The organism is Isoptericola variabilis (assembly GCF_050311655.1).
In the GTDB taxonomy this organism is placed as follows: domain Bacteria; phylum Actinomycetota; class Actinomycetes; order Actinomycetales; family Cellulomonadaceae; genus Isoptericola; species Isoptericola variabilis.
Genome location: NZ_JBNOZM010000001.1, coordinates 189,701 through 211,806, shown reverse-complemented (window position 1 = coordinate 211,806; position 22,106 = coordinate 189,701). Strand labels below are relative to the sequence as shown.

At 74.9% G+C, this 22,106-nt stretch carries 18 protein-coding genes and 1 riboswitch; of the genes, 6 read left to right on the top strand and 12 right to left on the bottom strand.

Features of this window, described 5'->3' with window-relative positions:
• Positions 1-151: 151 nt before the first annotated feature.
• Both ACQP60_RS01080 and ACQP60_RS01075 read right to left on the bottom strand, forming a co-directional pair.
• Positions 152-3,736 carry an ATP-binding cassette domain-containing protein gene (locus ACQP60_RS01080; RefSeq protein ID WP_429727977.1) on the bottom strand — a complete coding sequence of 1,195 codons (3,585 nt, stop codon included), beginning with the start codon at positions 3,734-3,736 and terminating at the stop codon, positions 152-154.
• Positions 3,737-3,786: 50 nt separating this feature from the next.
• Positions 3,787-4,776: a malate dehydrogenase gene (locus tag ACQP60_RS01075; protein WP_429727976.1), complete on the bottom strand. Its 990-nt coding sequence runs from the start codon at positions 4,774-4,776 to the stop codon at positions 3,787-3,789.
• 245 nt (positions 4,777-5,021) lie between these two features.
• Between ACQP60_RS01075 and ACQP60_RS01070 the strand changes: the two genes are divergently transcribed.
• Positions 5,022-6,029 (top strand): MIP/aquaporin family protein, encoded by a 1,008-nt coding sequence (locus ACQP60_RS01070; RefSeq protein WP_429727975.1) that lies wholly within the window; start codon positions 5,022-5,024, stop codon positions 6,027-6,029.
• Positions 6,030-6,111: 82 nt separating this feature from the next.
• Here ACQP60_RS01070 and ACQP60_RS01065 read toward each other — a convergent pair whose 3' ends face one another.
• The gene (locus ACQP60_RS01065; RefSeq protein ID WP_429727974.1) at positions 6,112-6,474 is read right to left on the bottom strand and encodes a DUF3017 domain-containing protein; all 363 of its coding nucleotides are present in this window, start codon (positions 6,472-6,474) and stop codon (positions 6,112-6,114) included.
• 84 nt (positions 6,475-6,558) lie between these two features.
• Between ACQP60_RS01065 and ACQP60_RS01060 the strand changes: the two genes are divergently transcribed.
• A complete protein-coding gene (locus ACQP60_RS01060; protein ID WP_429727973.1) occupies positions 6,559-7,872 on the top strand; it encodes an NAD(P)/FAD-dependent oxidoreductase in 1,314 nt (437 codons plus the stop codon).
• Between the two features lie 89 nt (positions 7,873-7,961).
• Here the strand turns inward: ACQP60_RS01060 and purH are convergent, their stop codons facing one another.
• Entirely contained in the window at positions 7,962-9,584 is a 1,623-nt protein-coding gene (gene purH / locus ACQP60_RS01055; protein ID WP_429727972.1) for a bifunctional phosphoribosylaminoimidazolecarboxamide formyltransferase/IMP cyclohydrolase, read from the bottom strand.
• A 36-nt stretch (positions 9,585-9,620) separates the two neighbouring features.
• A riboswitch (ZMP/ZTP riboswitch) is annotated at positions 9,621-9,708 on the bottom strand.
• A gap of 26 nt (positions 9,709-9,734) precedes the next feature.
• Entirely contained in the window at positions 9,735-10,307 is a 573-nt protein-coding gene (locus ACQP60_RS01050; protein WP_429727971.1) for a helix-turn-helix domain-containing protein, read from the bottom strand.
• 90 nt (positions 10,308-10,397) lie between these two features.
• Here ACQP60_RS01050 and ACQP60_RS01045 point away from each other — a divergent pair, with 90 nt between their 5' ends.
• The gene (locus ACQP60_RS01045) at positions 10,398-11,435 is read left to right on the top strand and encodes an SDR family NAD(P)-dependent oxidoreductase (RefSeq protein WP_429727970.1); all 1,038 of its coding nucleotides are present in this window, start codon (positions 10,398-10,400) and stop codon (positions 11,433-11,435) included.
• Between the two features lie 59 nt (positions 11,436-11,494).
• On the opposite strand, the gene ACQP60_RS01040 is transcribed toward ACQP60_RS01045, so the two are convergent.
• Entirely contained in the window at positions 11,495-12,808 is a 1,314-nt protein-coding gene (locus ACQP60_RS01040; protein WP_429727969.1) for an MFS transporter, read from the bottom strand.
• A gap of 83 nt (positions 12,809-12,891) precedes the next feature.
• Between ACQP60_RS01040 and ACQP60_RS01035 the strand changes: the two genes are divergently transcribed.
• Complete coding sequence (locus tag ACQP60_RS01035) at positions 12,892-13,467, top strand: ArsR/SmtB family transcription factor (RefSeq protein ID WP_429727968.1); 576 nt, start codon at positions 12,892-12,894, stop codon at positions 13,465-13,467.
• Positions 13,468-13,490: 23 nt separating this feature from the next.
• Here ACQP60_RS01035 and purN read toward each other — a convergent pair whose 3' ends face one another.
• From purN to sucC, 4 genes are all read right to left on the bottom strand, one after another.
• Positions 13,491-14,147, bottom strand: a complete 657-nt coding sequence (purN, locus tag ACQP60_RS01030) for a phosphoribosylglycinamide formyltransferase (protein ID WP_429727967.1) — start codon at positions 14,145-14,147, stop codon at positions 13,491-13,493.
• Between the two features lie 57 nt (positions 14,148-14,204).
• A complete protein-coding gene (locus tag ACQP60_RS01025; RefSeq protein ID WP_429727966.1) occupies positions 14,205-15,461 on the bottom strand; it encodes a cell division protein PerM in 1,257 nt (418 codons plus the stop codon).
• Between the two features lie 96 nt (positions 15,462-15,557).
• Entirely contained in the window at positions 15,558-16,454 is an 897-nt protein-coding gene (gene sucD / locus ACQP60_RS01020) for a succinate--CoA ligase subunit alpha (protein ID WP_429727965.1), read from the bottom strand.
• Positions 16,455-16,493: 39 nt separating this feature from the next.
• A complete protein-coding gene (gene sucC, locus ACQP60_RS01015; RefSeq protein ID WP_429727964.1) occupies positions 16,494-17,663 on the bottom strand; it encodes an ADP-forming succinate--CoA ligase subunit beta in 1,170 nt (389 codons plus the stop codon).
• Positions 17,664-17,940: 277 nt separating this feature from the next.
• On the opposite strand from sucC, the gene ACQP60_RS01010 reads away from it, so the two are divergent.
• Both ACQP60_RS01010 and ACQP60_RS01005 read left to right on the top strand, forming a co-directional pair.
• A complete protein-coding gene (locus tag ACQP60_RS01010) occupies positions 17,941-18,150 on the top strand; it encodes an RNA polymerase subunit sigma-70 (RefSeq protein ID WP_429727962.1) in 210 nt (69 codons plus the stop codon).
• Complete coding sequence (locus ACQP60_RS01005; protein WP_429727961.1) at positions 18,150-18,704, top strand: Clp protease N-terminal domain-containing protein; 555 nt, start codon at positions 18,150-18,152, stop codon at positions 18,702-18,704. The genes ACQP60_RS01010 and ACQP60_RS01005 overlap by 1 nt, the downstream gene beginning before the upstream one ends.
• A 13-nt stretch (positions 18,705-18,717) precedes the next feature.
• Here ACQP60_RS01005 and ACQP60_RS01000 read toward each other — a convergent pair whose 3' ends face one another.
• Positions 18,718-19,320, bottom strand: a complete 603-nt coding sequence (locus ACQP60_RS01000) for an ASCH domain-containing protein (RefSeq protein WP_429727960.1) — start codon at positions 19,318-19,320, stop codon at positions 18,718-18,720.
• Positions 19,321-19,363: 43 nt separating this feature from the next.
• Positions 19,364-22,045 carry a UvrD-helicase domain-containing protein gene (locus ACQP60_RS00995; protein ID WP_429727959.1) on the bottom strand — a complete coding sequence of 894 codons (2,682 nt, stop codon included), beginning with the start codon at positions 22,043-22,045 and terminating at the stop codon, positions 19,364-19,366.
• Positions 22,046-22,106 lie beyond the last annotated feature (61 nt).

Genomic DNA, 22,106 nt, shown 5'->3' with positions numbered 1-22,106 from the left:
TCGTCCGGGCGCGCGGGTCGCGACCCGCGCCGACTGTACCCTTGCAGCAATCTTGCAGCAACAGTGCGGCGCCTCCGTCGTCGAAACGCGAAAGAGGCCCGCCCGGTGGTCCGGTCGGGCCTCTTTCGCCTGGTCGGCGCACTGCGCGGCGTCAGCCCGCCAAGTGCCCCCAGCGCGGTGCGAGGTCGCGCCAAGGTCCGATCTCCGCGACCTGGCCGTCGGCGAGGACGACGACGCGGTCGGCGCGCGACAGTGCCGCGCGCTTCGACGTCGCGCCGACGACGGTGGTGCCGCGCTCGCGCAGCGACGCCCACAGCTCGATCTCGGTCGTGGCGTCCAAGGCGCTGGAGACGTCGTCGGCCAGCAGCAGCTCGGCGTCCGTCGCCAGCGCGCGGGCGAGCGCGAGACGCTGCACCTGACCGCCGGACAGCCGCACGCCGCGGTGCCCGACCAGCGCGTCCGGGCCGCCGGCCTCGTCCACGTCCTGACCGAGGCGCGCCGCGGCGACCGGGCCGTCGACGTCGCGCTCGTGGTCCAGACGCACGTTCTCGCTGAACGTGCCGGACAGCACCCGCGGCACCTGCGCGACGTGCGCCACCTGGCCCGGGCGCAGGAACGCCTGCGCGTCCGTGACGTCCCGCTCGTTCCACCGGATGCGGCCCGTGTGCTCCATGAGGCCGCTCAGCGCGGACAGCAGGCTCGACTTGCCCGAGCCGACCTGCCCGAGCAGCAGCACGAGCTCGCCGCGCCGCACCTCCAGGTCGACCCCGGACACCCCGATCGTGCCGTCGTCGTGCACGGCCGTCACGCCCTCGAGCCGCAGCCGCTCCAGACCCTCGCGCGGTCCGGCCGTGGGCTGCGGGGCGTCGCCCGTGAGCAGGTCGACGCCGGCGGGCAGGTCCATGAGGTCGGCCCCGGCGGCGAACCGGCCCGTGGCCCGCTGCCACGACCGGGTGCCGGGTGCCTCCGTCACGACCGCCCCCGCGACGACACCGAACCAGCCGAAGCCGTTCACCGCGTTCGCGACGAGCAGCGCCGTGGCCAGCCCCCACGTGCCCGTGAGCAGGCCCGCCCAGGCCGCGACGACGCCGAGCTGCACCATGATCATCGGCACGCCGTCGAGCGCCGCCTGGATCCGGTGCTCGAAGATCGCGGCCCGCACGCGGCCGCCGTCCACCTCGCGCAGGTGCGCGTGCACCTGGGGCGTTCGCGCCGCGAGCTTCACCGTGCGCGCGGAGTCGAGCGCCGAGACCAGCGCGCGGCCGAAGCGGGCGCGGGCAGCCGACGACCGCGTGGCCGACCGGCCGGCGATCGGTCGGCCGATCGCCGACGCGGCCGCCGAGACCACCATGACCGCGAGCAGCACGGCGCCGGCGAGCCACGACCCGCTGAGCAGCGCCGTCACCCCGGCGATGACCAGGCCGTTGACGAAGTCGACCCACCGGTCGGCGTAGCGCACGAACCGGTCGGAGTCCATGGCGCGGGCCACGACCTCGCCCGGCGGGGTGGCGCGCAGCCGCTCCTGGCGCGTCTGGCCGACCATCACCGCCATCCGCACGCGCAGCAGCACCTCGACCCACCACCGCGGGTAGACGTACAGCGCCCACGCCAGCGCCAGCGGCGCGACGACGAGGAGCACCGCGAACGCGACCATGAGCACGGTGGGGAAGCCCGCGTCGAGGCCCTCGACCGCCTGCCCCCACAGGAACCCGGTCAGCGCGCCCTGGGCGGAGACGAGGCTCGCGACGAGGAACAGCAGCGCACCGACCACGCCCCAGGCGGGCCGCACGAACAGCGCGTGCAGCACGCCGCGCGCCAGGCTCGGGCCCTCGCCCGGGTCGGCGAGGTCCGGCGCCGCACCGCGGCGGCGCTTGCCGCCGACGTCGTGCGCCGCCGCGGTCCCCTCCGTGCCGGACGGGTCGCTCGACGACGTCCCCCCGTGCCCGGTGAGCGCGGACGCGACCTCCTCCGCGGCGCCGGCGCTCGCGACGGGCGCGTCCGCGGCGTCGCTCGCGAGGAGCAGGTCGCGGTACGGGCCGTCCTCGCGCGCGAGCCGCGCCCGCGGGCCCTGCTGCACGACGCGGCCGTGGTCGAGCGCGGCGAGCAGGTCGGCCCGCTCGATGGTGGTGAGCCGGTGCGCGACGAGCACGCCCGTGCGGCCGGCGAGCAGCCGCTCGGACGCCGCGACCACGCGCGCCTCGGTCAGCGGGTCCATCCGCGCCGTCGCCTCGTCGAGCACGACCACCTGGACGTCGCGCACGAGCAGCCGCGCGAACGCGACGAGCTGCTCCTCCCCCGCGGACAGCGACGTGCCGCCCGGGCCGAGCAGGGTGTCGAGGCCGTCGGGCAGTCCCGACACCCACGCGTCCAGGCGCAGCTCGCGCACGGCCGACTCGACGTCCTCGCGCGCGACGTCCGCGAACAGCGCGATGTTCTCGGCGAGCGTGCCGGCGAGGATCTCGGTGCGCTGCGTGACGACGCCCACCGCGGCGCGCAGCTTCTGCAGGTCGAGGTCGCGCACGTCGACGCCGCCGAGGAACACGGTGCCCGGCTCCGGCTCGACGGCGCGGGACAGGAGCGACGCGAGCGTCGACTTGCCCGAGCCGGTGCGGCCCACGAGCGCCACGGTCTGCCCCGCCGGCACGTGCAGGTTCACGCCCTGCAGGGCGAACGTGCCCTCCGCGTACGAGAAGTGCAGGTCGCGCAGCTCGATGCCGACCGGCCCCTCGGGCAGGTCGCGCCCGCCGGCCGGCTCCGGCTCGACGGACAGCATCTGGCGGATGCGCGTGATCGCGCCCAGCCCCTCCTGGATGTCGGGCAGGTGGTGGATGAGGTTGTCCACCTGGCCCACGAACATCGACGTGACGAGGAAGAGCGTCACCAGGTCCTTGACCGCGAGCGTGCCGCCCGACGCCAGCGCGGCCCCGGCCACCGCGACGCCGGCGAGCAGCGAGGCGAGCACCAGCCCGGCGCGGCGCAGCATCTTCGACTCGACCACCACCACGTCGCGGAACTTGCGGTGCACGTCCGCCGAGCGCTGCGCGAGGCGGCGGATCGCGAACGGCTGGCCGAGGCTGGTGCGCAGGTCGTCGCGGGCCGCGACGGACTCCTCGAACGCGGCGGCGTGGTCGGTCCAGGCCGCCTCCTCGATCACCTTGCGGCGGGCGATCTCGCCCAGCATCGGGCGCACCAGGAGGCCCGCGAGCGCCCCCAGCAGGGGGAACAGCACCCAGGCGGGCCACCAGGTGATCCCCGCGACCACGTACATGGGCACGACGCCGACCACGGTGCGGCCCGCGCCCCACAGCTGGCGGCGCACGAGCGTGCCCACGGCGTGGGTGTCGTCGTCGACCCGGTCGAGCACCTCGCCCACGGCCTGCTCGGTGAGCGTGGCGAGCGGCTGGTGCAGCGCCGCGGTGAGCAGGTCGCCGCGCAGCCGGCCCTCGGCGCGGTCGACGACGCCCGCCCACACGACCTGCCCGGCCGTGTCGAACAGGGCGGCGCCGACCACGCAGAGCGCGAGCAGCGCCAGCAGGGCCCCCGTCGGGTCCTCGGCGAGGCGGCCCGCGACGACGGTGCCCAGCGCGGCGCCCACCGCCCCGAGGGTCAGCGCGACCAGCGCGACCGCGGCGACCGGCCCGCGCAGCCGGCGCCAGTCGAGGCGGCGGGCGGGGTCGGTCGTCGTGGTCGCGGTGGAGGGGGCGTGGTCCGCGCGCGCGGCAGGGGCGTCGATCATGGCCCGAGAAGCCTATGCGGCGCCCCCGACGCTCCGCCGCAGAATTTTCGTCAGATCAGGCCGAGCGCACGCACGGCGTCCCGCTCCTCGGAGAGCTCCTGCACGCTGGCCGCGATCCGCTCGCGGGAGAAGGCGTCGATCTCGAGGCCCTCGACGACCTCCCACGCGCCGTCCGACGACGTCACCGGGAACGACGAGACGAGACCCTCCGGCACGCCGTACTGCCCGGTCGACCACAGGCCGGCGCTGGTCCAGTCCCCCTCGGGCGTGCCCAGCACCCAGTCGTGGACGTGGTCGATCGCCGCGTTCGCCGCGGACGCCGCCGACGACGCCCCGCGCGCGTCGATGATCGCGGCGCCGCGCTTGGCCACCGTCGGGATGAAGTCGTCCGTGAGCCAGAGCTTGTCCTCGTCCGCGTAGCGCGCGCCCGGCGTGCCCGCGACGTCGGCCCGGAACACGTCCGGGTACTGGCTCGCGGAGTGGTTGCCCCAGATCGTCACGCGGCGCACCTGCGAGACCGGCACGTCGGCCCGCTTGGCAAGCTGGGACAGCGCGCGGTTGTGGTCGAGGCGCGTCATCGCCGTGAAGCGGTCCTTCGGCACGTCGGGCGCGTTCGACGCCGCGATCAGCGCGTTCGTGTTCGCCGGGTTGCCCACCACGAGCACCCGCACGTCGTCGGCCGCGCCCGCGTTGATGGCCCGGCCCTGCGGCCCGAAGATGCCGCCGTTCGCCTCGAGCAGGTCCGCCCGCTCCATGCCCGGGCCGCGCGGCCGGGCCCCCACCAGCAGGGCGATGTTGGTGCCCGCGAACCCCGCGGTCGGGTCGTCGTGGATGTCGATGCCGTCCAGCAGCGGGAACGCGCAGTCGTCGAGCTCCATCGCCGTGCCCTCGGCGGCCTTCACCGCCTGCGGGATCTCCAGCAGCCGCAGCCGCACGGGGGTGTCGGGGCCGAGCATCGCGCCCGACGCGATCCGGAAGAGCAGCGCGTACCCGATCTGGCCCGCCGCCCCGGTGACGGTGACGTTCACTGGTGTGGTCATGCCCCTACTCTGACGCAGCCGGACGCCGGGGTCGACCGGCGCGCCGACCGTCGTGGCGGAGCGCGACCTGGGACGACGCGCGGTAACGTGCCAGAAGCGCCACCGTCGGCCCGCGCTCAGCAACCGTTCAGACCACGGTGGAAGCATGCCCGCGCAGCCGGCCGTGAGGCCGGTCACGCACGACCGGCCCTCCCATCGCGGTGGGCACACCGAGACGCCCGTCTCCCGAGCAGAGAAGGACCCTCATGTCCCAGGACATCGCCGCCGAGAGCGGTACGGCTTCGGTCGACGTCGAGACGGCGGCCGACACCCCCCAGTACGGCCTGTTCGCCCGCCTCGCCGCCGAGGCCTTCGGCACCTTCGCGCTGGTGCTCGGGATCGTCGGCACCGCGACGTTCAACGCCGCCAACAACGGCCAGATCCTCCCGGTGGGCCTCGCCGGCGGCATCATCGTCATGGGCGCCATCGCCGCCGTGGGCGGCGTGTCGGGCGGCCACTTCAACCCCGCGGTGACGTTCGGGATCGTCCTCGCGGGTCGCGCCCCGTGGCGCGACCTCGCCCCCTACTGGCTCGCACAGCTCGTCGGCGGCGCCGCCGCGGCCGCGGTGGCCTTCTCGATCATCCCGACCGGCTACCCCGCCCTGGTGAACGCCGAGGACAAGGCCGGCGTCTTCGCCGGCACGGCGAACGGGTTCGGCACCCACTCGCCGCTCGCGACGGTCACCGGCGGCCAGGCCGAGTTCAGCCAGTGGTCGGCGCTGCTCGTCGAGGTGGTCGCGACGGCCGTCTTCGTCGGCGTGATCCTCGCGGTCACGAGCAAGCGCTCGAAGATCACGTTCGCCCCGGCCGTGATCGGCCTGACGCTCGGCGCGCTGATCATCGTCATCTGGCCGGTCACCAACGCCTCGCTCAACCCCGCGCGGTCGTTCGCGTCCGCCCTCTTCGCTGGCGGGTGGACGTGGGGCCAGCTCTGGCTGTTCATCGTCGCCCCGCTGGTCGGCGCCGCGCTCGCCGCGCTGTTCTACCGCGCGTTCGCCCCGGTGCCCGCCGTCGTCCGGGCCGAGGTCGGTTCCGCGGCCGGCGACGACCTCGGCGACGGCGCCCCCGAGCACGACGTCGTCGACGACGGTGCCGTCCCGGCGCGGTCGGAGCTCGACGAGAACGAGGGCGAGTGGGACGGTCAGGACGCCGACGACGCCACGACGTCCGGCACCGACACCGACGAGCCCAAGGGCGACGCGCCGCGCGCCTGACGCCTCGTGCGCGTGACGAGGGCCGGCATCCTGCGGGGTGCCGGCCCTCGTCGCGTCCGGGGCCGTCCGGCCCGCGCGGGGTTCAGCCCAGGCCGGGGGCCGTGAGGGCGAGCAGGCCGATGACGACGGCGCCGCCCCAGCACAGGAAGACGTCGAAGCCACGGCTGCGCACCACGAGACCGACGGGCCCGGTGGACGACGTGGCGCGCCAGGTGCCCGCCACGGCGAGCGTCAGCGCGATGGTGCCGGTGCCGACGCGGGCGCCGACCAGCACCCCGAGGACGACGGCGAGCACGATGCCGCTGAGCACCGTGACGATGGCACGCTCCGGGCCGGGCAGGGTGCGTGCGGGCTCCTCGCCCTTCGCCCCCACCGAGTGCCACGCGGGCGCGGGCTCGGTCCCTCCGGGGTCACGCGGAGGGTCGGGCAGCGCACGGGGATCCACGGCAGCCGAGCCTACCGTCGTGCGACCGGGGCGGGTGCCGGCCCTCCACGCCCGCGGGGTTCCGACGAGGGTTACGGTGAGGCCGTGCCCGACCCGACCCCCGACGCCACGCCCCTCACCTCCCCCGTCCCTCGCTCCGTCGTCGTGGTGGGCGCCGGCCTGGCCGGCGCCCAGACCGTCGCCGCGCTGCGCACGCACGGCTTCGACGGGCGGATCACGCTGCTCGGCGCCGAGGGCGTGCCCCCGTACGACCGGCCGCCGCTCTCCAAGGAGCTCCTCACGCGGCCCGAGCCGGTGTGGCTGAGCGCGGACCTCGGCGTCGACGTCGAGGCGCTGGCGGACGACGTGCGGCTCGACGAGCCGGCGCTCGGGCTCGCGGCGGGGCCCGACGGCGTCGTCGTCACGACCGGGCGTGGCGAGGTCGCGGCCGACGCCGTGGTGCTCGCCGTCGGCTCCGTCCCGATCGTGCCGCCGGGGTTCGCCGCGTCGTCGCTGCTGCACACCGCCGCCGACGCGGACCGTCTGCGGTCGGCGCTGCGCGGGCGCGACGGGCTGCGCCTGGTGATCGTGGGCGCGGGCTGGATCGGCGCCGAGGTCGCCGGGGTCGCGGCGGGCGCCGGCGCGGACGTCACGGTGCTCGAGGCGGCCGGCGCGCCGCTGTCGCGCCAGCTCGGTCCCGACGTCGGCGCGCTGCTCGCGGGCTGGTACGCGGACGCCGGGGTGCGGCTGAGCACCGGCGCCGCGGTGGCGGCGGTGGAGGACTCGGGCGTCGTCCTCGCCGGCGGCGAGCACGTGCCGGCGGACCTGGTGCTCACCGCGGTCGGTGCCCGGCCGGCGTCGGGCTGGCTCGCGGGCACCCTGCCGCTCGACCCACGCGGCGCGCTGCTCGTGGACGGCGACGGGCGCGTGCCCGGCCACCCGCGCGTCTGGGCGGTGGGCGACGTCGCGTCACGCGCGCACCCGGTGTTCGGCACCGTGCCCGGCGGGCACTGGTCGGCCGCGCTGCACGACCCGGACCCCACCGTACGAGCGATGCTCGACGTCGGGTCCGGCGTCGAGCCGGCCGGCGCGGGCCACGCGCCCTACGTCTTCTCGCAGCAGCTCGGTCACGACCTGGCGCTGCTCGGCCTGCCCGCGCCCGACTCCCCCGTGGTGCTCCGCGGCACCCCCGGCGACGGCCCGTGGGCGGCGCTCTACCTGGACCCGGCCGAGACGCCCGAGGCGGACCGCGCGCCCGACGGCGTCGCGACCGTCCGCGCCGTCCTGCTCGTCGACTCGCCGCGCGACGTCGGCGGCGTCCGGCGCCTCATGAGCCGCGGCGAGCCGCTGCGCCTGGACCTCGCTCGGGCCACCGACCCCGCCGTCCGCCTGAAGTCCGCTGTCGCCGACCCTGCCTGACGCGACGAGCGTGCTGACTCGTTCCTCAAACGGCCAGTGTGAGGAACAAGTCAGCACGCTCGATTCGTGAGCGGGCCTGGCGCGGAGCGTCAGTGCGCGAAGTGGCGCGTCCCGGTGAGGTACATCGTCACGCCGGCGGCCTGGGCGGCCTCGATCACCTCGGCGTCGCGGATGGACCCGCCGGGCTGGACGACGGCGCGGACGCCGGCGTCGAGCAGCACCTGCAGGCCGTCGGCGAACGGGAAGAACGCGTCGGACGCGGCGACCGCGCCGCGCGCCCGCTCCTGCCCCTGGGCGAGGGAGTTCGCGCGCTCGACGGACAGGCGGCAGGAGTCGACCCGGTTGACCTGGCCCATGCCGATGCCGACGGCGGCGCCGTCGGCGGCGAGCAGGATGGCGTTGGACTTGGCGGCGCGGACGGCCTTCCACGCGAACGCGAGGTCGGCGAGCGTCGCCTCGTCGGCGGCCTCGCCGGCGGCGAGGGTCCACGACGCGGGGTCGTCGCCCTCGGCCTGGAACCGGTCGACCTCCTGGACGAGCATGCCGCCGGAGATCGGACGGTTCTCGGCGACGGCGTGCGGCGGGGTGTCGACGACGAGCAGGCGCACGTTCTTCTTGGCCTGGAGGATCTCGAGCGCCTCGGGCTCGAAGCCCGGGGCCACGACCACCTCGGTGAACACGGGCGCGATCTGCTCCGCCGCGGCCTTCGTGATCACCCGGTTGGCCGCGATGACGCCGCCGTACGCCGACACGGGGTCGGTGGCGTGCGCGCGGGCGTGCGCCTGCGCGATGTCCTCGCCGACGGCGATGCCACACGGGTTGGCGTGCTTGATGACCGCCACCGCGGGGGCCTCGTGGTCGTGCGCGGCGCGCCAGGCGGCGTCGGCGTCCACGTAGTTGTTGTAGCTCATCGCCTTGCCGTGCAGCTGGGTCGCCTGGGCGAGGCCGGTGCCGCCGTCGGTCCGCGTGTACAGCGCGGCCTTCTGGTGCGGGTTCTCGCCGTAGCGCAGCACGGCGGCGCGCTCGAACGCCGCGCCGGCGACGTCGGGCATGCGCGACTCGACCGCGGTCTCGTCGGGCGCGTACACGCTGGCGAACCAGGAGGCCACGGCGACGTCGTACTGCGCGGTGTGCGCGAACGCGGCGGCCGCGAGGCGCTTGCGCTGGGCGAACGTGAAGCCGCCGCCCCGGACCGCGGCGACGACGTCGTCGTACCGCGCCGGGTCGACGACGACGGCGACGCTCGGGTGGTTCTTCGCCGCGGCGCGGACCATGGACGGCCCGCCGATGTCGATCTGCTCGACGACCTCGTCAGGGCCGGCGCCCGACGCGACCGTGGCCGCGAACGGGTACAGGTTCACGACGACGAGCTCGAAGGTCTCGATGCCGAGGTCGGCGAGCTGGGCGAGGTGGTCGGCCTTGCGGGTGTCGGCCAGGATGCCGGCGTGCACGCGCGGGTGCAGCGTCTTGACGCGCCCCTCGAGGCACTCCGGGAAGCCGGTGAGCTCCTCGACGCGCGTGACGGGCACGCCGGCGTCGGCGATCCTCGAGGCCGTGGAGCCGGTCGAGACGAGCTCCACGCCCGCGGCGTGCAGGGCGGTGGCGAGCTCGATCAGGCCGGTCTTGTCGTAGACGCTGAGCAGCGCGCGGCGCACGGGGCGCTGGGCGTCGTCGGCGAGCTGGACGTCGGGGGCGGTGGGGGCACCGGACATGAGTGTCTTCTCCTCGGGCGGGTTCTCGCGGAAAGACCCTCGCACCCAGGCGGGCGGCGCGCATGGCGGGACGTGTCGGCCGCTCCCCGGTGGTGACCCACCCTCGCCAGTCACGGCCGCGGCGAGTCTACCGAACGTCGTCGGGGAGAGTCACGGCAGCGCGACGTCCATGCCGAGCAGCCGCCAGGCCCGGACGGCGGTGTCCGCGCGGTCGGGCGCGGGGCGCCGGGTGAGCGCCCCGGCCACGAGCTCGACGCCGAGCATGAGGTCCTCGACGGTGGTGCCGGCGGGCACCTGGCCGGCCGCGAGCGCCGCGTCGCGGTGCGCGGCGAGCACGGCGGCGACGCGCTCGCGCAGCTCCAGCATCCGGCCCGGACGGTCCTCGACCAGCAGGTCGACGACCCCGACGGACTCGATGGCGTGCCGCGTCACGAGCCCGAGGAGCTCCGGCAGCGTGGCGCCCGCGGCCGAGGCCGCCTCCAGCGCGGCCACGTTCTCCTCGACGACGGCCGCCACGAGCGAGACGCGGTCGGGGAAGTGCCGGTAGAGGCTGCCCTGCCCCACGCCCGCGCGGCGGGCGACCGAGCTCAGCGGCGCGGCCGTGCCGGACTCGGCGAAGACGGCGTGCGCCGCCGCCACGAGCGCCGCGCGGTTGCGGGCCGCGGCCGCGGGGCCAGGGTTGCTCCGGGTGGAGGGGCGGGGGTTGCTCCGGGCGGTGGGCACCGGAATAGACTACCAACCGGACAGTGTTGTCCGGTTAGTAGTCCGGTGAGAACGACCGCCCGTGAGGGACCGTCCAGCAAGGAGAGCACCATGGCCCTGTCCGCATCCTCGACCGTCGGCGAGTGGCTCGACCACCCCGTCGGAGGCCGCATCCTCGGCACCGTCCTCGAGCAGGCCGGCGCGTCGGCCGAGGCGCTCGCCCCGGCCCGCAACCTCCCGCTCGAGCAGCTCGTCGCGCTGTCGAACGGCCAGTTCCCCGCCGAGATGATGGACGGCCTCGTCGCCGCGTACCGCGAGCAGGCGCCGGACGACGCCGACGGCGCCGACTCCCCCGGCAAGGGCGGCTCACCCGAGCCCTGGGCCGAGCAGGTCACGCCGGGCCGGTTCGCCGGCCAGACCGTCGTCGTCACCGGTGCCGCCTCCGGCATCGGCCGCGCCGTCGCGTCCCGCGTGGCGCGCGAGGGCGGCCGGGTCGTCGCCGTCGACCTGGCGAAGGAGAAGCTGGACGAGCTCGCGGCGTCGCTGTCCGGCGTCGCGCCGGGCGCCGAGGTCGTCGCCGTCGCGGGCGACATCACGTCGGCCGAGTCGGTCGAGGAGATCGTGCGCGCCGCCGGCGACCGGGTCGACGCCCTCGCCAACGTCGCCGGGATCATGGACGACATGGGCGCGGTGCACGAGCTCACCGACGCGACGTGGGAGCGCGTCATGCGCGTGAACGTCGACGGCACCATGCGCCTCATGCGCGCGGTGCTGCCCGGGATGCTCGCCGCAGGCCGCGGGCGCATCGTGAACGTCGCGTCGGAGGCGGGCCTGCGCGGGTCCGCGGCGGGTGCCGCGTACACGGCGTCCAAGCACGCCGTCGTCGGCCTCACCAAGTCGTCCGCGGTCATGTACGCGGGCACCGGCGTGCAGGTGAACGCCGTCGCCCCGGGCGGGGTCGCGACCGGCATCCAGGTGCCGACGCAGGCCGAGTTCGGCGGCGCGCGGCTGGGTCGCTACATGGGCAACATCCCCGGCATCGCCACGGCGGAGCACCTCGCCGCGTCGATCACGTTCCTGCTGTCCACGGACGCCGTGAACCTCAACGGCGCGATCCTCGCGTCGGACGGCGGCTGGTCGGCCGTCTGACCCGACCTGTCGGGGCCACGGTGATGGAAACATGCGCGTGGCCCTGACAGCTCGTCGGATCACTCGGCGGGCATCGGGAGGGCGTCGTCGGCCCAGGTGTCCGGCGTGCCGACCCGCCACAGCGAGCGCACCAGGCACAGGCCCACAACCGTCGCCGCGAGCAGCACCACGAGGGTCCACAGCACCACGCCGATACCGCCGACCTCGAGCAGGGTGCCGCCGACCAGCGGAGCCAGCGGCATCGCCGCCACCCCGCTGAGCCCGAGCACGGAGGCGAGGCGCCCCTGCATCCGGTCGGGCGTGATCGCCGCGGTGTAGCCGGCCATGGCCGAGTTCACCGCTGGCACGACGAGCATGCCCAGGCCGACGAGCACCACGTAGGCGGCATAGGTCTGGAGCAGGGCCATGCCCACGAACGCGAGCACGATCGGCACGAGCGCCAGCACCGTCAGCGCACCGAGGCGCAACCGCGCGACAAGGGCCGGGGCTCCGAACGCGCCCAGCAGCATCGCACCGGCCGCCACGGTGCCGACGACGCCGATGAGGACAGGCGGGGTGCCGGTGCGCGCGAGCTCGAGATTGATCCCGACGAGCATGCCGTTGACCGCCACGTTCACCGCGACGAACAGGCCGAGGCTCGCCCGGAAGAGCGGCACGGCCCACACGAACCGCAGCCCCTCCCGCAGGGCGCCGAGCGGCCGGGTCGCCCGCGCCTCGGACACGTCGTCGTTCAGCGGCGCACGCACGAACCACGCGCACACCGCCGTCGCGGCGTGCCCGACGACTGCGCCCACCAGCGGCAGCGACGCAGCGACGCCGTAGAGCAGGCCGCCCACCGGCCCGCCGGCGATGCCGGCGACGGCGTCCCGGCCCTGCGCGGTGGCATAGGCGGTAGGCAGCTGTGCGGTCGGCACCACCGCCCGGAAGGCGCCGCTGATCGCCGGGTCGAGGAACGCCGCGGCGACGGCGGACCCACACAGCACGGCCGCGAGGTGCCACGCCGTCAGGGCCCCCAGCGCCGCGGCGACGACGGCGGAGGCCCACAGGACGGCGGCCGCCGACGCGGCGACGACGACCAGGCGACGGCGGTCCGTGCGGTCGGCGACGACGCCAGCAGGCAGCGTGGCTACGAGCGCCCCCACCTGACCCACCGCCGCGATCACGCCGGCGGCCGCAGCCGACCCGGTGAGCCCGAGCGCCAGCAGCGGCACGGCGAACCTGGCGACGCCGCCGCCCAACGACTGCGTCGTGAGCCCCGACATCAGCAGGACGTACGGACGGTTGCGGCGCAGGGGCGCGAGCGGCTCGGTCGCGTCGACGGTGGCGGGCTCGCTCGCGGTTGACGACGGCGCGGCGACCTGGGTGTCGGTCATGAGCACGACGGTAGACCCGCACCATCTGTTGCGCAATAGTCAGTGCGCAACAGATGGTGCGAGATGTTGGTACGCTCGCAGGCGTGCAGGAGACGATGGAGATCACCGAGCCGGAGGCGCTCCGCGCCCTCGCCCACCCCGTGCGGCAGCGGATCCTCATGCAGCTCTCGGTGCTCGAGCACGCCCGCGCCGCCGACCTCGCCGAAGCGATAGGGCAGCCCGCCAACTCGGTGAGCTTCCACCTCCGCGTGCTCGCCAAGGCCGGGATGATCGTCGAGGCGCCCGAGCACGCGCGCGACAAGCGCGACCGGGTCTGGACCAACGTGGCGCAGAGCTACCGCGTGAAGTCGGACTCCCCCGGCGCCGGGGAGGCGATCGTCCGCCCCGCGCTGCAGTGGACGGCTGACGTCTTCGCGCACCACGACGGCGACGACGACGCCGCCAAGCGGCAGTTCATGCTCCTGACCATGCTGCTCACGAAGGAGGAGGCCGACCAGATGGCGCTCGAGATCGCCGAGCTGCTGAGTCGTTGGGCCGACCGGAGCCACCAGGCCGCGCGCGACGAGCCCGCCGTCGCTCGGGAGGTCTACCAGGTGCTGAGCGCCTTCGGCCCGCGCGACGACGTCAGCGGCGAGACCGCCCGCGAGCCGACCGTCTGACGCCCCCGCGGCGACGGCCGCCGTCAGCCGACGACGGCGCGACGCCCGTCGACGCGCAGCCCCTCGCGCGCCACGCGGCCGACGGTCTCGACGAGCAGGGCGCGCTCGGCGACCTTGATCCGCTCGTGCAGGGACGTCTCGTCGTCACCGTCGAGCACAGGCACGGTGGCCTGCGCGAGGATCGGGCCGGTGTCGACGCCGGCGTCGACGACGTGCACGGTGCACCCGGTGACCTTCACGCCGTAGGCGAGGGCGTCGCGCACGCCGTGCGCGCCGGGGAACGACGGCAGCAGCGCGGGGTGCGTGTTGACGATCCGGCCCGCGAACCGCTCCACGAACGAGGGCGCCAGGATCCGCATGAAGCCGGCGAGCACCACGTAGTCGGGCCGGAAGACGGCGACGGCCTCGGCCACACCGTCGTTCCAGGCCGGGCGGTCGTCGAAGTCCTGCGGGGCGACGACGACGGACGCCACGCCGGCGTCGCGGGCCAGGTCGAGCGCCCCGGCGCCGGGCTTGTCGGAGACGACGCCGACGACGCGGGCGCCGTAGGCGGCGTCGTCGTGGGCGGCGAGCAGCGCCGCGAGGTTGGAGCCGCCGCCGGAGGCCAGGACGACGAGCCGGGCCTGGGCCGTGCCCTGGGTGGACGTGGACGCGACAGGGTGGCCGGACGGGGTCTGCACGACGTCACCCTACCCGCGCCCTCCCGCCGCCCGTCGCTTCCGCGAAGGGCCGCCGGCCTACTCCCGGCGCCAGCGCGCGCCGACCTGCGCGTGCGCGGCCGCCAGCACGACCGCCGCCCCCACGCCGACCTCGACGGCCACGACCGCGGCCGTGAGCAGCGGGTCCGCGCCCACCTGCGCCAGCCGGCCGGCGCCCACCGCGCCCCCGGCCCACCACTGCAGCAGCCCGGTCACGACCCCCGCGAGGGCTACCACTCCCGCGAGCACCTGGGCCAGGTCGGCCCAGCGCACGCGGTCGGGGTCGAGCCGCCGCCAGGCGAACCAGCCCGCGAGCGCGCCGCACGCGACGACCGCCAGCGGGCCGGGGACGGTCGCCGTCGGGCCGGACCAGTCGGGACCGGGCAGGGCGCCCAGCAGGGGCACGGCCGGCAGCGGGCCCGTCTCGGTGCCGCCCGGGGCGTACAGGGTGCCCTGCCCGACGGCGAACCCGGTGCCGGCCACCCACGACGTCGCCCAGAGCACGAGGTTGGGCAGCAGCGCGAGCTGTGCGACGGCGAACACGACGCCGCCGATCCAACCCGGGTCGAGGCCGGCGACCACGTCCTCCGACGTCGCCCGCCCCGCCACGACCCACACGAGCGTGAGCGCCGCGCCCACGCCGGTCAGCGCGAGGACCGCGACCGTGCCCGCCTGCAGGCCGAGCCGCGCGACGTCGGGCACCACGCGGTCGAGGAACCCACCGGGGACGACCACCTCGGGCCGGTCCGGCGGGACGAGGATGCCGAGCGCGGTCCCCGCCCCGCCCACGACGGCGCCGCCGAGCGCCGCCAGGGCCAGCCGGGGCGCCGCGGCTGCGAGCCCGTCGCCGCCCGCCACGCCCGCGGTCGCGGCGGCGAGGGCGACGGTCGCGGCCGCGTAGGTCACGGTCGCCGCGACCCAGGCGGCCAGCGTGGGCAGCGCGGACCGCTTCACGGACACGTACGTGGTGAACACGGCGAGAGCACCGATCCCGAGCGGCACCAGCGTGATCACGCCGGAGCCGGCGTCGACCGGCACCCCGTGCCCCAGCAGCCACAGCCCCGTGGCGACGCCGACCGCACCGGTCCACGCGGAGTCGGGAGAAGCGCCCAGCACCCCGACGACGGCGAGCAGCACGACGACCGCCCCAGACAGCACGACGCCCTGCACGGTCGCCCAGGCGCCCGACGTCGCGGCGGCGAACCGCTCGCTCCCCCGCCCGAGGCGCCGCGCGGGCCCGTCGCCGTCGACGGTCCGGGCGGTGCGGGCGGGTCGGGTGCCGGGTGGTGCGCTCACCGGCCCATCGTCACCCGCTCCCCGGGCAGAACCCCGCAGACACGACGACGGCGCCCGCCCCCGGCAGGGACGAGCGCCGTCGGGCGTCGCGTCAGGTCAGAGCGACGCGAGGATGTCGCGCATGAGCTGAGCAGTCTCGGACGGCGTCTTGCCGACCTTCACGCCCACGGCCTCGAGGGCCTCCTTCTTCGCCTGCGCGGTGCCCGCCGAGCCGGAGACGATGGCGCCGGCGTGGCCCATCGTCTTGCCCTCGGGGGCGGTGAAGCCGGCGACGTAGCCGACGACCGGCTTCGTCACGTGCTCCTTGATGTAGGCCGCGGCGCGCTCCTCGGCGTCGCCGCCGATCTCGCCGATCATGACGATCGCCTGGGTCTCCGGGTCGTTCTCGAAGGCCTCGAGCGCGTCGATGTGCGTGGTACCGATGACCGGGTCGCCGCCGATGCCGATGGCGGTGGAGAACCCGAGGTCCTTCAGCTCGTACATCATCTGGTAGGTCAGGGTGCCCGACTTCGACACGAGGCCGATCGGGCCCTTGCCCGTGATGGTGTGCGGGGTGATGCCGGCGAGCGACTCGCCCGGCGTGATGATGCCGGGGCAGTTCGGGCCGATCATGCGGGTCTTCTTGCCCTGGAGGTAGGCGAAGACCTCGGCCGAGTCCTGCACCGGGACGCCCTCGGTGATGACGACGATCAGCGGCATCTCGGCGTCGACGGCCTCGATCGCCGCGTCCTTGGTGAACGCCGGCGGCACGAACAGGACCGACACGTTCGCGCCGGTCTCCGCCATGGCCTCCTTGACGGTGCCGAAGACGGGGAGGGTGACGTCGTTGCCCTCGTGGTCCTTGTGGGTCACGGTGGTGCCGGCCTTGCGGGCGTTCACGCCGCCCACGATCTGCGCGCCGGAGTCGAGCATCAGGGCGGTGTGCTTGGCACCCATCCCGCCGGTGATGCCCTGGACGATGATCTTCGAGTCCTTGTTGAGGTAGATCGACATGGCTCTGGTGTTCTCTGCTCTCTGCGGTCCGGCGGCGGGTCAGGCGTTGGCCAGCTCGGCGGCCTTGTCGGCGCCGCCGTCCATGGTCTCGGCGAGGGTGACGAGCGGGTGGTTCGCCTCGCGCAGGATGGCGCGGCCGAGGTCCACGTTGTTGCCGTCCAGGCGCACGACCAGCGGCTTGCTGGCCTCGTCGCCGAGGATCTCCAGCGCGCCGACGATGCCCTTGGCGACCTCGTCGCAGGCGGTGATGCCGCCGAAGACGTTGACGAACACGCTCTTGACCTGCGGGTCGCTGAGGATGACGTCGAGACCGTTCGCCATGACGGTGGCGTTCGCGCCGCCGCCGATGTCGAGGAAGTTGGCGGGCTTCACGCCGCCGTGCGCCTCGCCGGCGTAGGCGACGACGTCGAGGGTGCTCATCACGAGGCCCGCGCCGTTGCCGATGATGCCGACCTCGCCGTCGAGCTTGACGTAGTTGAGGCCGTTCTCCTTGGCCTTGGCCTCCAGCGGGTCCGCCGCGGCCTTGTCCTCGAGCGCCTCGTGGTCCGGGTGACGCACCTCGGAGGCGTTGTCGTCCAGCGTGACCTTGCCGTCGAGGGCGACGATCGCGCCGTCCTCGGTGCGGACCAGCGGGTTCACCTCGACGAGCGTGGCGTCCTCGGCCGTGAAGACGGTCCAGAGCTTCTGGATGACGTCGGCGACGGGGGCCTTGAGCTCCTCGGCGAAGTTCGCGGCGTCGACGATCTCGCGCGCCTTCGCCTCGTCGATGCCCACGATCGGGTCGACGGCGACGCGGGCGAGGGCCTCGGGGCGCTCGACGGCGAGCTGCTCGATCTCCATGCCGCCCTCGACGGAGCACATGGCGAGGTAGTTGCGGTTCGCGCGGTCCAGGAGCACGGAGAAGTAGAACTCCTCGGCGATCTTGGCGCCCTGCGCGATCATCACGCGGTGGACCGTGTGGCCCTTGATGTCCATCCCGAGGATCTCGGTGGCCTTCTCCTCGGCCTCCGCCGGGGAGTGGGCGAGCTTCACGCCGCCGGCCTTGCCGCGGCCGCCGGTCTTCACCTGGGCCTTGACGACGACGGTCCCGCCGCCGAGCTTCTCTGCACCCGCGCGAGCCTCTTCGGGCGTCGTCGCGACGACGCCGCCGAGCACGGGCACGCCGTGCTTCTCGAAGATGTCGCGAGCCTGGTATTCGAACAGGTCCACCCTGCTGCGTCCTTCCATCGGTGGTGCCCCTGGGTCGGCAGAGGCCGGCACGAACGGATGTCTCGACATCAAGACATCCCCGAACAGGGTAGTCCGAGCCGCACGACGCCGGGAACCGCGGCCCTGCAATCCCCGGCCACAGGTGACCGATCCCACATGCCGCCACCCGAGTTGTCAGACTCAGGACCACCTATACCTCGACGTGGCTCTGACAACTCCGTCCCGGCCACGTCAACCAAGGTTGACAGTCGTCCCGGCGTCAACCACAATTGACGGCATGACGGAGAAGACGCTCGTCGGCGCAGCCGCCGGCGACGACCCCACGGAAGGGCTCCGCGCCGTCCGCGCGCTGCGCGACCTGGCGGACCGGCTCGAGACGCTCCAGGTGGAGCGCGCGCGACAGCTCGGCTGGTCGTGGCAGGACGTCGCCGACGCGCTCGGCGTGAGCAAGCAGGCGGTCCACAAGAAGCACGGCAGGAGGATCTGATGTTCGAGAGGTTCACCAAGGACGCGCGCGCCGCGGTGCAGGGCGCCGTCGAGGTGGCGGAGCAGGAGCGCTCCGAGTCGATCGACACCCGGCACCTGGTGGTCACGCTCGCCTCGGGCACGGGGCACGCGCCGGCCGCGCTCGAGGCCTGCGGGCTCCGGCCCGACGACGTCGCCACTCTCGCGCGCGACGCCGTCCGCCGCGGCGAGGTGCTCGACGCCGAGGCCCTGGCCGCGGTCGGGATCGACCTCGACGAGGTCAGCCGGCGCGCCGACGAGACCTTCGGCGCGGGAGCGCTCGACCGGGCCGCCCGGCGGGGCACGCGACGGCGCAAGCACTGGCCGTTCACCGCCGACGCCCGCAAGGCGCTCGAGCTGTCGCTGCGCGAGGCGATCCGCCTCGGCGACAAGGGGATCGACGACCGGCACCTGCTGCTCGGCGTGCTGCGCGCCGACTGCCCCGGCGGCCGGATCCTCGAGGCCGCGCTGCACGACGCCGGGAGCGACGTCGCCGCCCTCCGCGCTGCCGCCGAGCAGGAGCCGCGCGCGGCCTGACGGATCCCGGCACTCACTCTGCCGGGCCCGCGCCCTGCGGCTCCGCGGTGGCCGCCAGGTAGGCGCGGCCTCGCGGCGAGAGGCGGTAGCCGACGTCGAGGCTCTCGGTGAGGCCCAGCTCCTTGAGGCGGCGGACGCGGATCTTGAACGGGTCGCGCTCCATCCCGACGTCCGCCGCGAGGGTGCGCGCGACGACGGCCGGCCGCGCCGCGATCAGGTCCAGGTAGGTGCGGGTCCACGGCTCCGGGGCGGCGCGGTCCATGCGGGCGAGCCGGGCACGGATCGCGTCCACGGCCGCGGCGTCGAGGTCGTCGTCCTCCCGCAGCGCGACCCTCGGGTCCGGGCCCGCCAGCCGCAGGCCCACCCGGTACAGCTCGCCCTCGCCGCGCCGCTCGATCCAGGCGCGCGCCGTGGCCCCCGAGCGGAACCCCGCGCCCCGGGCGTCGGCGTCGTCGACGCTCTCCAGGGCCACGGGGTCCACCGACGTCACCTCGACGACGCCGACGCGCGTGCGCATCGTCGACCCGGCGTGCACGCGCACCACCGCCCACCGGCGGTAGGTGTGCGTCACCGTCCCGTCGGCGAGCCCGCGCAGCGTCCTGGCGTCGAGCAGCACACGGCCACCATGCCAGCGACGACGGGAGCGTGCCCGGCGAGCGTCAGAGCTTCGTGACCGGCGAGTACCGCAGCAGCAGCCGCTTCGTGCCGTCCGCGCCGAAGTCGATCCGCGCGACGGCGTTGGGGCCGCTGCCCTCCAGCGACACGACCGTGCCCAGCCCGTAGGCGTCGTGCGTCACCTTGTCGCCGACGTCGAGGGAGGGGACGTCCGCGTCCTTGCGCGGGGTGGCCGAGCCGAACGTCGCGCCCGTGCCCGCCGTCGCGCCCGCGTCCTTCGGGCGCCCGATCCGACCGCCGACGCCCTCGGACGGCGACCTCCGCTGGGGCGACCAGGTGCCGCCACCGGACGAGCTGCCCCGAGTCCCGCCGCGCGCCGGCCCGCCCCAGGCAGAGCCTCCGCGGCGCAGGTACTGGGTCGACGACTCGCGCCGCCGCCAGTCCCACAGCTCGTCGGGGACCTCTTCGAGGAACCGGCTGGGCGGGAACTCGTTGGGCGAGCCCCACGCCGACCGCACGGCCGACCGGCTGATGTACAGCCGCTGCCGCGCCCTCGTGATCCCGACGTACGCCAGCCGCCGCTCCTCGGCGAGCTCGGAGTCGTCGTGCAGCGACCGCATGTGCGGGAACGTGCCGTCCTCCATGCCGGTGAGGAAGACGACCGGGAACTCCAGGCCCTTCGCGGTGTGCAGCGTCATGAGCGTGACGACGCCCTGGTCCTCCTTGGGCTCCTGCTCCGCCACGCCGTCGGCCACGTCCTCGTCGGGGATCTGGTCGGCGTCGGCCACGAGCGACACCCGCTCGAGGAAGTCGGCCAGGTCGCCCTCCGGGTCCAGCTCGCTGAACTCCGCCGCGACGGCGTGCAGCTCGGCGAGATTCTCGACGCGGGACGCGTCCTGCGGGTCGTCGGACGCGCGCAGCTCGGCGAGGTAGCCCGTGCGGTCGAGGACGGCGCCGAGGATCGTGGCGGGCGGCTCGCCGTCGTCGACGAGCGCGCGCAGCTCGCGCATCATGTCGCGGAACGCCAGGAGGGGCTTGAGCGTGCGGGAGGTCATGCCGCCGATCTCGTCGGCGCGCTCGAGCGCCGCGCCGAACGAGATCCGCTCCCGGTCCGCGAACGACGCGACCAGCGACTCCGCCTTGTCCCCCAGCCCCCGCTTGGGCACGTTGAGCACCCGGCGCAGGTTGACGTCGTCGTCCGGGTTCGCCAGCGCCCGCAGGTAGGCGACGGCGTCCTTGATCTCGCGGCGCTCGTAGAACCGCGTGCCGCCCACCACCTTGTAGGGCAGGCCGACGCGGATCAGCACCTCCTCCAGAGCGCGCGACTGCGCGTTGGTGCGGTAGAAGACCGCGACGTCGCCCGGTCGCACGCCGTCGGAGTCGCCGAGACGGTCGATCTCCTCGGCGACGAACCGCGCCTCGCCGTGCTCGTCGTCGGCCACGTAGCCGACGATCTTCTCCCCCGCGCCGGCGTCGGTCCACAGCCGCTTGGGCTTGCGGTCCGGGTTGCGCGAGATCACGGCGTTCGCGGCCGTGAGGATCGTCTGGGTGGAGCGGTAGTTCTGCTCCAGCAGGATGGTCGTGGCGTCCGGGTAGTCCTCCTCGAACTCCACGATGTTGCGGATCGTGGCGCCCCGGAAGGCGTAGATCGACTGGTCGGCGTCGCCGACGACGGTGAGCTCGGCGGGGTCGAGCCCGTCGACGCCGGGGCCGTCGGCGGTGGCGCCCGCCAGCTCGCGCACCAGCACGTACTGCGCGTGGTTGGTGTCCTGGTACTCGTCCACCAGGATGTGCCGGAAGCGGCGGCGGTAGTGCTCGGCGACGTTCGGGAACGCCTGCAGCAGGTTCACCGTCGTCATGATGATGTCGTCGAAGTCGAGCGCGTTCGCCTGCGCGAGGCGCTGCTGGTAGCGCCGGTAGACGTCCGCCAGCACCGTGTCGAACTCCGGTGCCTGCGACGGCAGCGAGCCCGACGACGCGGCGCGCGCGGCACGCTCGCGCCAGCCTTCCTCCGTGGCGTCGGCGCCTGAGCTCTGCGCGTACGTCTCGGGGTCGATCAGCTCGTTCTTGAGGTCGCTGATCTTGTGCGCCAGCGAGCGCGCCGGATACTTCTTCGCGTCCAGGTCCAGCTCGCGCGTGACCAGCGTGATGAGCCGCTGGCTGTCCGCCGCGTCGTAGATGGAGAAGCTGGAGCGCAGGCCGAGGGTCTTGGCCTCCTTGCGCAGGATCCGCACGCACGCGGAGTGGAAGGTCGAGACCCACATCCGCCCGCCGGCCGGGCCCACCAGGTGCTCCACGCGCTCACGCATCTCCGCGGCGGCCTTGTTGGTGAACGTGATCGCGAGGATCTCCCCCGCCCGCGCGCGGCCCGTGGCCAGCAGGTAGGCGATGCGGTGCGTGAGCACCCGCGTCTTGCCCGACCCGGCGCCCGCGACGATGAGCAGTGGCGAGCCCGCGTGCTCGACGGCGGCCCGCTGCTGCGGGTTCAGCCCCTCCAGGAGCGCCTCGGGGTCCAGGTGCGAGAACGCCCCCCGCGCCCGAGGCCGCTCCCCCGGTCCGCCGTCGTGCGCCTCCGCGGCGGCGTCGCGCACCCACGCGGGCGCGCCGGACCCCGGGTCGGCGGCGTCGTCGTCCCAGCGCGGGGCGGTGGACGGCAGGCGGGCGGTGTCGTCCTTCGCGGCGTGGTCGAACCCGGGCAGGGACAGGCTGTCGAACAGGGAGGTCATCGTGGACCAAGCCTAGGCTCCGCGGCCGACATCCCGGTGCGGGCCGCTCCGCGGGCGGTGA

Coding starts and splice junctions, on each gene's coding strand:
- ACQP60_RS01040 (WP_429727969.1), bottom strand. CDS start 12,808: ATGACCGACACCCAGGTCGCCGCGCCGTCGTCAACCGCGAGCGAGCCC.
- ACQP60_RS01045 (WP_429727970.1), top strand. CDS start 10,398: ATGGCCCTGTCCGCATCCTCGACCGTCGGCGAGTGGCTCGACCACCCC.
- sucD (WP_429727965.1), bottom strand. CDS start 16,454: ATGTCGATCTACCTCAACAAGGACTCGAAGATCATCGTCCAGGGCATC.
- ACQP60_RS01010 (WP_429727962.1), top strand. CDS start 17,941: ATGACGGAGAAGACGCTCGTCGGCGCAGCCGCCGGCGACGACCCCACG.
- ACQP60_RS01070 (WP_429727975.1), top strand. CDS start 5,022: ATGTCCCAGGACATCGCCGCCGAGAGCGGTACGGCTTCGGTCGACGTC.
- ACQP60_RS01080 (WP_429727977.1), bottom strand. CDS start 3,736: ATGATCGACGCCCCTGCCGCGCGCGCGGACCACGCCCCCTCCACCGCG.
- ACQP60_RS01075 (WP_429727976.1), bottom strand. CDS start 4,776: ATGACCACACCAGTGAACGTCACCGTCACCGGGGCGGCGGGCCAGATC.
- ACQP60_RS00995 (WP_429727959.1), bottom strand. CDS start 22,045: ATGACCTCCCTGTTCGACAGCCTGTCCCTGCCCGGGTTCGACCACGCC.
- purH (WP_429727972.1), bottom strand. CDS start 9,584: ATGTCCGGTGCCCCCACCGCCCCCGACGTCCAGCTCGCCGACGACGCC.
- ACQP60_RS01005 (WP_429727961.1), top strand. CDS start 18,150: ATGTTCGAGAGGTTCACCAAGGACGCGCGCGCCGCGGTGCAGGGCGCC.